Here is a 7754-nt window from a genome sequence, read left to right on the forward strand (position 1 = left end):
CCAGCAAAGCACGGTCCTCCAGCGGAAGACTCCACGGCCGGCCCTTCCGGATCGCGTCCGCACCCTGGCGCCGCAGAACCGTTACGAGCTTCCCGAAGGACCACACGCCGACGGTAGGCATGATGCACGTCCCTGATCTCCACGCCCGTTCCTCCCCCCTCATAATCTGGATGGACCACGACCGAATGGCCTAACGCTCGCGACGCGTCGCAGACACGCCGCCCATGCCGCTGGTCGGGGGAGTGGTGCGCTGGTGTGCGCTCGATGACGGTGGAGTCGGTTGCATGGCGATTGCGGGGCTGGTGGGGCTCGTGTGGTTGCGGCGCAGTATTCGCACGGCGTTGTCAGGCGACCTCGTTGCCGGGGAGCGGCGGCATCTCCTTTCTCCAGCGGTCGGGGTTGAGCAGGTGACAGCCGGTGGGGCACCAGCGGTCCTTGACGTGCTCTCGCTGGGGGAAGGGCGACTGGGCGCTGAGGACCAGGTACACCAGCTCCTCGGTGATCGCGGGGCAGAGGGGACAGGGGATTCCGGCTCGGGTGATTTCCATGCGCGGGAGAGTGCACAGGTCGGTGGCTTACCGTCTCGGGCTGGCCGATCGGCCCGCCTGGCGGGCGCTGCTGTAAAGATCTAGTGATGACCTCCCGCCCGGCGGGACGGACTCCGGATCGGGCTTCTGTGCAGGTCAGCGCCGGGGTTCCATGGGCCGATGATCAGCATGTCGCCAGTTCGCCCGGGGAACGGGGTGCGCTACCTGTTCCGTGGCGTGATGGTCGGCGACGGCCACCGCCCTGCGGGCACGCCGCTGCTCGCCGCCCAGGACGAAGCCGGTGTCCCGCCCGGCATGTGGAAGGGCCGGGGCCTGGCCGCGCTCGGCCTGACGGCCGGGGACGTGGTGAGCGAGCGGCAGGCCGAACTCCTCCTGGGGGAAGGCCGGCACCCGGACGCCGACCGGATCGAGCGCAGGCTCCTGGCGCAGCGCAAGAGCCCGGCGCAGGCCCGTCGGGCGACCGTGCTCGGCAGGCCCATCGAGCACAACCACTCACCCAAGACCGACAAGGCCAAGGAGCGCACCCCCTGGCTCGCCTTCGACCTGACGTTCCGGCCCCCGCCGACAGCTCACCTCGCGTGGGCCCTGATGGACGACGAGCACCGCCAGGTGCTGGAACTGTGCGACGACGCCGCCCGCGACAAGACGCTGGCGTGGATGGAGGAGTCGGTCGCGGAGATCCGCTCTAAGGCCGGCGGCAAGCAGCGGGCCCGGGTCAAGGACGGGCTGATCGTCGCGGTCTTCCGGCACTACGAGTCCCGCGCCGTCGATTCGCGGCCCCTGCTCCACGCTCACGCGGTCGTGTCCATCCGCGCCCGGCGGCCGCACGACGGGAAGTGGGGCAACGTGTCGGCGGACTCGCTGATGGCCCACCTCGTCGCGGCCGACACCCTCTACACCCTGCACTTCATGGAGGAGGTGTCCGCCCGGCTCGGGTGGGCGTGGGAGCCACGCGAGGTGACGCCCGGCCGCCGCCCGGTCATGGAGATCGCCGGGATCGACCATCGGCTCATCGGCTGGCAGTCGACCCGCCGCCAGCAGATCGAGGACGCGCTGCCAGTTCTCACAGCCGAGTACGAGGAGCGGCAGGGTCATGCGCCGGGGGAGCGGGCCGCCTACGCGCTGGCCTGCCAGGCCGCCGACCAGACCCGATTACCCAAGCGCAAGGAACTGCGCTCGCTCTCCCAGCTACGCGCCGCCTGGCGGGACTCGGCGAGCCGGGCGTACGGAGGCGACGTCGTCGCCGGGCTGGCGGAGCGCGCCCGAGCAGCGGCCGCGGCGATATGGGCGCGGGTCCGCCCGGTCGTCGACGTCGCGCTGGCGGCCGTCAACGTCGCCGCCGTGGTGTACGTGATGCGCGGCGCCTTCAAGCACCACCACCTTCTCGCCGAAGCCCGCCGTCACCTCTCCTACGTCTTGCGAGGCCGACCTCACCGGTCCGGCCTGGACGAGGAGATAGTCCAGGCGGCCATCGACAGCTACACCCGCCCGGCCAGCCGGCGGATGCTGACCGCCGACCTGCGCGCCCTGTACCCGCATGACACCGAGGACCAGGCCGTGCTGCGAGCGCTGACCCGCAAGCGCTCCGCCGTCCCGTACGAGCGGGCCCGTCTCGCCGCCGGCGCGCTGACCGCCCGCGTCCACGCACTACGCCGCGCGGACCGCCTGAACTCCCGGCCCCGGCCGCGCACCGTCACCGTGCCGACCGCCCTGAGCCCCCGCCCCGGGCGGAGGATCGGCCGGTACCTGCAGCCGTCGACGGACGTCGCTGCGGTGGAGCAGACCAGCCGGACGCTGGAGGCCGCCGCCGCCGAGATGGCCGCCAGGCTCCAGGCCGGGATCCGGGAGCGAGCCGCCGTCCGCCGCCTTGCACCACAGCCCGCCCCGGCGACGGCCCCGCCGCCGCACCCCCAGCAGCCTGTCCAGCCCGCGCCGGGCCGGACACCACCAACCGGAGGAATCGCATGACCACCGCTCCGGTCGGCATCAGTCGGCGCGGACAGGTCTCGCGGTGGCCGCGCGCCGTCCGCGCCGACCGACACCGCCCCCGTGAACCGACTCCCCCTCGTAGGGTCCGGAGGGGCGCACACTGCCAGGATGAGCACCCGCCGCACCCTGGGCACCGGACCGACCGACCCCACCACCTCTACGCCGACCGCCCCGCGGCTGCTTCCCGCCGAGCGGATCGAGCAAGAGCACCAGGGCGTGCCCGTCGCTCCGCCGGCTGCGGAGTCGGCCCCTCGCAGCCGGCGGACCCTGGGGCAGGCCGACCGTCACCGGCGGTGAGTCGCCGCCCACTTCACGACCGGCACCAGCGCCCCCAACGCGGTCAAACCCAGGCCGACCGGCTCTATGAGGGCGGGGTGCCGGTAGCCGACGTAGACGAGTCCGCCGACGAGCACCAGGGCGACGAGCACCACGGCGACCCACACCAGGGGATCCCTGCGCGGGGGCTCCCCCGTCGAGGCGGCCGGCGCGGACGTGGGCTGAGGCTGGGACATGCTGACCCTTTCGACATGCCCGAGGACCATCTCCGGGCGAAGAGTAGAGAGTGAGTTGATAGCCACCCCTTACGCGGTGGCGGGCAGCAAAATGCGGCGGGAGAGTGCTAGCCGCGCAAGCACCGGCGCCCGGGTCCGATCAGGAAGCCGCCCGCTGTGTAGAGAGGGTGTGGAGAAAGAGGGCTCTACCTAGGACGTACCTGTCCTACGGCGGATCTCGGGACGGGGCTCTCGTGATCGCCTAGGGAGCCGATTGCCCCGAGAGAGTTATGGGGGAAGCTGCGGATTTTCATCAGTGGCGGCGCGAAGGTCGCGGGGATCACACGCGGGCGAGGAGCCGTCGCCGTCGTGATGCATAGGTGTGGGGGACCGTGCAGCAGGCACGTGCGTGCAGGGTCTCGGATACGACGAAGGACCAGCGCGCTCGGCGCCGGCCCCGCTGGGTGAGCCCTTCAGCCTCGTCAGTCGTCGAAGCTGGAGGCGATCACGGCAGCCACCGCATCAGGGTCGTCGGACTCGCTCAGGCGTCGTGCAGCAATTGCTTGGCACGCGCGGTGTCGCTGGCCTTCGCGCCGGCCCCGGCCCCGGCAGCACCGCATCGGCAGCGCCGCCGCACGCCGCGACGCCCGCGCGCTGTCCCGGCTGCGGCACTTGAATGCCTGGCTGTGATGACGACGCCGGGCACCATCCACCGAGTGGACCGCCCGATGCCGACACCGAGTGGAGTCCACCGGGTGGACTCCACTCAGTGGCCTCCACCCAGTAGGCGCCCCCACTCAGTGGACACCACCCGGTGGACTCCACTGCGGTGCGCGCCGATTGACGGTGGACTCCACTCTCGGGCGCACCAAGATGGCCCGCACCCCACCGAGTGCGCCACTCTCGCCCGCACCTGGTGCGCCGTAGCTGCCCTCCCGCCCAGCACGAGCCGTCCCCTTGTCCAGGTTCGGCCGACCCCTTGACCGGGGTCGGCTCCACCCCTTGACCAGGTTGTCCACTCACACGTTTCTCCTTGACACAGCAGGTTGCGGCCGCAGATCACGGCCTGGTCAAGGGGGGTGTGTGATAGGGGCCCGCCGACGCGGAGGTGCATCTGGTGCGGTGCACGGTGGTGCGCATCATGGCCCGGTGTGGCCCGGTGTGGCCCGGTGCGGTGCGGGGCGGTGCGGTGAGCCCATCGGGTGGCCTCCACCCGATGGACGCGGTGCGCACCACCGCCGTCCCGGTGCGGACTACACGATGGAGAGGCGCACCAGGTGGGCACCGTCCGGTGCGGGGTGGGCATCGAGGGCCTGGCCCACTCCCACCGCCTCCAGCGGGCGCAAGACCTCGGCGACGTCCTCGTGGTCGTCGGTGAGGAACTGCACGACGAAGTCGATGACGGCGCAGGCGATGCCCTCCGCCGCGTCCGGCCCGGCCTGCGCCCAGGTTCGCAGGGTGGCCACCAGGACCCGCCCGAGGGCCTCCAGGGCGAACACCTCCGTGGTCGGCTCGCCGGCCTCGGGGCCGGGCAGGGCGGTGACGGGGACGACTATCCGCTCGAGGACGTCGACGAGCAGCTCGGTCATCCGCGGCTCGGCGCCGGCGAACCTGCGGGCGGCTTCGACGTCCCCGGCCTGGACGGCGCGGAGGTAGCTGAACGCGCTGATCGCCGCGTGCGGGATCATCGCGGCGAGCGGCAAGGTGGTGGTTTCGGGCATGACGGCTCCTCATGTCGGGCCACCTCGCTGATCGCGGCGGCGTCGGAACCGATGCTCGGGTCGCGGCCCTGTGGACAGAGTCCGGCGCCGACGGTGAACACCCCCTGCCCTGGTTGCGACCTTGACTGTTAGTTGGCGGACTTGATCGATAGCGGGCGCGCGCAATGGCCAGGTCCCCACACGGAACTGAACAGGTATGCGGACTCTTCAAGCGGATAGGTGAAAGGTCCTGGCGTCTGGGTGAATCCTGCTCGGGCTCTGCACGCGCCCGCGTTCACGTGACGTGACACTCACCGACAGAGGCCGTTGACCATCCCCGCACGGTGAGTCCGCCCGGCCCGCAATTCCTGTGGCTGGTGGACAGTTTCGAGCCGGAGGTAGACCGCCGTGGCGGTGAATGGAAATCCGACGGTCAGAAGACGTCGGCTGGGCGCGGAGCTGCGTCGGCTCCGGCTGGCCAGTGGCCTGACCAGCACGGAGGTGGCCGAGCGCCTGTTGATCTCCCAGCCCAAGATCAGCCACTTGGAGAACGGCCGCCGGGCCATCAAGCCTCGTGATGTGCGGGACCTGTGCGGCCTCTACGGAGTTACAGACCCGCAGGTCATCGACTCGTTGATGCGGATGGCCACGGAATCGGACCGGCAGGGCTGGTGGGTTGCGTGCGGCGAAGTCCCGTACGCCGTCTACATCGGCCTGGAGACGGCAGCCTCCTCGATCCACTCCTACGAGCCCCTGGTGATCCCCGGGCTGCTGCAAACACCCGCCTATGCCCGAGCCGTCATCGAGGAAACGATCCCTCTGGCCACCGCGGAACAGATCGCCGTGCGCCATGAGGTCCGGCTGCGCCGCCAGTCCCGGGCCCATCACCCGGCCCGGCCTTTGCGCTTATGGGCGGTGCTGGACGAGTCCGCGCTGCGCCGTATGGTCGGCGGTCCCGCGATCATGCGCGAACAGCTCGAGTACCTCAACCGTCTCGGCATGCAGCCGCACATCACCGTGCAGGTCCTGCCGCACGAGGCGGGGGCCCACCCGGGCGTCTCGGGGCAGTTCTCCATCCTCCGCTTCCCGGATAGCGCGGCGGGGACCGTCTATCTGGAGCGGTTCACCAGCGACCTCTATCTGGAGAAACGGTCCGATGTTCAGCGCTACAGGGTCATGTATGACCATCTCCAGGCCAAGGCACTGGACCCCGAGAACAGCCGCCGCTTCATCGCCCGCGTCGCCCAGGAGCTGCTGACCGGCGCATCGCTGGCCTGCCGAAGGTGAGCGTCGTGCCGGCCGCAGGTCGGCCGAGGCGGGTACAGCCGCTCGCGCAGACGCCGCAGAGCCGCAGGCTCTGTGACAGCGGTCAGATCGTCCGGCAGCGTACGGATGGCCGCGTCGTCGCGGACCGCCTGCAGGCACTGCTCAGGGCGCCGAGACCGGCGTCCTGACCGCCCGCCAGGCGGAATACCTCGACTACGGGCGGCAGATCCGCAACGGCATGGCGCACGGCAAGACCACGCACGCGGCGATGCCGCCAGCGATGGCGGTGGCGATGGTGATGACCTCGTTCACGATCGTCTCGGAGCTCTGCGCCGCACCCATCGAATGATCACGGCTCGATAACAGGCGTCACACCATCGGCCTCCCCGGCACCTGTAGCAGGTGAATGCGGGACTCTGCCCGGAGTCCCACGCCCGCGTGAGGAGCCTCGACGATGACGTACACCAGCAGTGCCCGGCAGCCCGAGCCGGAGCCGCACCAGACCTGGTCAAGGGGTGCCGAGCACCCTGGAGACGGCCTGGATTCCAGTGCCGCGTCCAGTGCCGTGAACGATTCCAATGTCATCCCCATCACCGCAGCTCACACTGCCCGCCAGGGGTCTGCCCGGCACGCTGACACCTCTCTCCCTACCCCTGAGGCACCAGCGAAGGGGAAGGAGTCCACTCCCACGGCCGGGAAGGTACGGGCCGATGCGCTGCGGATGCTCGGGTGCGTGCGGATAGCCACGGTCCGGCAGATGGCACAGGTGATCACGGGGGAGGGGTCGGACGGTCGGTCGTACGTGCGCAGGGCCATGGCGGAACTGGCGAAGCTGGGGCTGGCGGAGACGAACGGCAAGGACGGCAAGCACCAGATCTGGAACCTCACCCGAGCAGGGCAGAAGGCTCTGGCCGACGGCAACGAACTACCGCCACGACCGAAGGCCGGCACCGGAGCGAAGGCCGTACGCGCTGGGTTCGGCCCGCACGCCGTCGCGGTGACCGACACGATCCTCGCCTACACCGACACCGTCCTCGGTGGGCGCCGGGAGTACCTGACCGACTGGCAGGTGGAGGTCAACCACGCCATCAAGGAGACCGGCCTGTCCTTCAACGCCGACGCCGTCCTCGCCGTGCCGACCAAGACCAGCGAGGTCCGCCTCTTCGAACTCGACAACGGCACCATGTCCCGGGCCCACCTCGCGAAGGAGGTCTGGGACTACGAGCGCTACGCCGGGCACCGCGTCTGGGAAGGCGCCCGAGGCACCATCGGCGGCACGTACCCCTTCTGGCAGCGCCACCGCTACACCCGCTCCCAGACCTTCCCGCGGCTGCACGTCGTCCTGGCGGGCAAGGACGAGCACCTCCTCGACAACCGCCTCCAGGCGCTCACCGCCGCCGTGCAGGGCATCACCATCGCGGTGTGGGTCAACACCCTGCCTCGGCTCCAGCGGGGGGAGCCCTGGTACGAGATCGGCGTCGACGACCCGCACCGGCGCCGCTCCCGCTACCCCGAACCGGTCGGCCGCTGACCGGCGCTGGGCAAGCCCAAGGGGAGCCTGGGCAAGCCACCCCCGTGCACCGGCTTGCCCACACCAGCCGGGGCTCGTCGGCAGGGCGGCATCGGTCACGGCCACCGCGGGCCTTCACGACCAGGGCGCGCTGAGAGGGCGTTTAGCCCATATTCGGGGTTCTTTATATGGGTCTGCGCTCTGGTTTGGCTGGGACCACTGAGGCTGGTGTGAGTAGTGGTGCATGAGT

7 protein-coding genes are annotated in these 7754 nt (G+C 70.6%); 4 read left to right on the forward strand and 3 right to left on the reverse strand.

Annotated elements, in window-relative coordinates; all coding sequences use genetic code 11:
- Positions 1–344: 344 nt before the first annotated feature.
- Entirely contained in the window at positions 345–548 is a 204-nt protein-coding gene (locus tag IF89_RS0133590; protein WP_030776247.1) for a hypothetical protein, read from the reverse strand.
- Between the two features lie 159 nt (positions 549–707).
- Here IF89_RS0133590 and mobF point away from each other — a divergent pair, with 159 nt between their 5' ends.
- On the forward strand, positions 708–2516 hold the full coding sequence (gene mobF / locus IF89_RS38835; RefSeq protein WP_234327984.1) for a MobF family relaxase: 1809 nt from the start codon (positions 708–710) through the stop codon (positions 2514–2516).
- 129 nt (positions 2517–2645) lie between these two features.
- Positions 2646–2834 (forward strand): hypothetical protein, encoded by a 189-nt coding sequence (locus tag IF89_RS46430; protein WP_158718038.1) that lies wholly within the window; start codon positions 2646–2648, stop codon positions 2832–2834.
- Here the strand turns inward: IF89_RS46430 and IF89_RS0133600 are convergent.
- Both IF89_RS0133600 and IF89_RS0133605 read right to left on the reverse strand, forming a co-directional pair.
- Positions 2822–3049 (reverse strand): hypothetical protein, encoded by a 228-nt coding sequence (locus tag IF89_RS0133600; RefSeq protein ID WP_158718039.1) that lies wholly within the window; start codon positions 3047–3049, stop codon positions 2822–2824. The genes IF89_RS46430 and IF89_RS0133600 overlap by 13 nt on opposite strands.
- A gap of 1232 nt (positions 3050–4281) precedes the next feature.
- Positions 4282–4749 (reverse strand): hypothetical protein, encoded by a 468-nt coding sequence (locus tag IF89_RS0133605; protein WP_030776256.1) that lies wholly within the window; start codon positions 4747–4749, stop codon positions 4282–4284.
- A 387-nt stretch (positions 4750–5136) separates the two neighbouring features.
- On the opposite strand from IF89_RS0133605, the gene IF89_RS0133610 reads away from it, so the two are divergent.
- Together IF89_RS0133610 and IF89_RS38840 are read left to right on the forward strand one after the other, a co-directional pair.
- A complete protein-coding gene (locus tag IF89_RS0133610) occupies positions 5137–6015 on the forward strand; it encodes a helix-turn-helix domain-containing protein (RefSeq protein WP_030776259.1) in 879 nt (292 codons plus the stop codon).
- Positions 6016–6715: 700 nt separating this feature from the next.
- Positions 6716–7525: a replication-relaxation family protein gene (locus tag IF89_RS38840; RefSeq protein ID WP_078628704.1), complete on the forward strand. Its 810-nt coding sequence runs from the start codon at positions 6716–6718 to the stop codon at positions 7523–7525.
- Positions 7526–7754: the final 229 nt, after the last annotated feature.

The organism is Streptomyces sp. NRRL F-2664, assembly GCF_000719345.1.
Classification (GTDB): Bacteria; Actinomycetota; Actinomycetes; order Streptomycetales; family Streptomycetaceae; genus Streptomyces.

Coding starts and splice junctions, on each gene's coding strand:
- IF89_RS0133590 (WP_030776247.1), bottom strand. CDS start 548: ATGGAAATCACCCGAGCCGGAATCCCCTGTCCCCTCTGCCCCGCGATC.
- mobF (WP_234327984.1), top strand. CDS start 708: ATGATCAGCATGTCGCCAGTTCGCCCGGGGAACGGGGTGCGCTACCTG.
- IF89_RS46430 (WP_158718038.1), top strand. CDS start 2,646: ATGAGCACCCGCCGCACCCTGGGCACCGGACCGACCGACCCCACCACC.
- IF89_RS0133600 (WP_158718039.1), bottom strand. CDS start 3,049: ATGTCCCAGCCTCAGCCCACGTCCGCGCCGGCCGCCTCGACGGGGGAG.
- IF89_RS0133605 (WP_030776256.1), bottom strand. CDS start 4,749: ATGCCCGAAACCACCACCTTGCCGCTCGCCGCGATGATCCCGCACGCG.
- IF89_RS38840 (WP_078628704.1), top strand. CDS start 6,716: ATGCTCGGGTGCGTGCGGATAGCCACGGTCCGGCAGATGGCACAGGTG.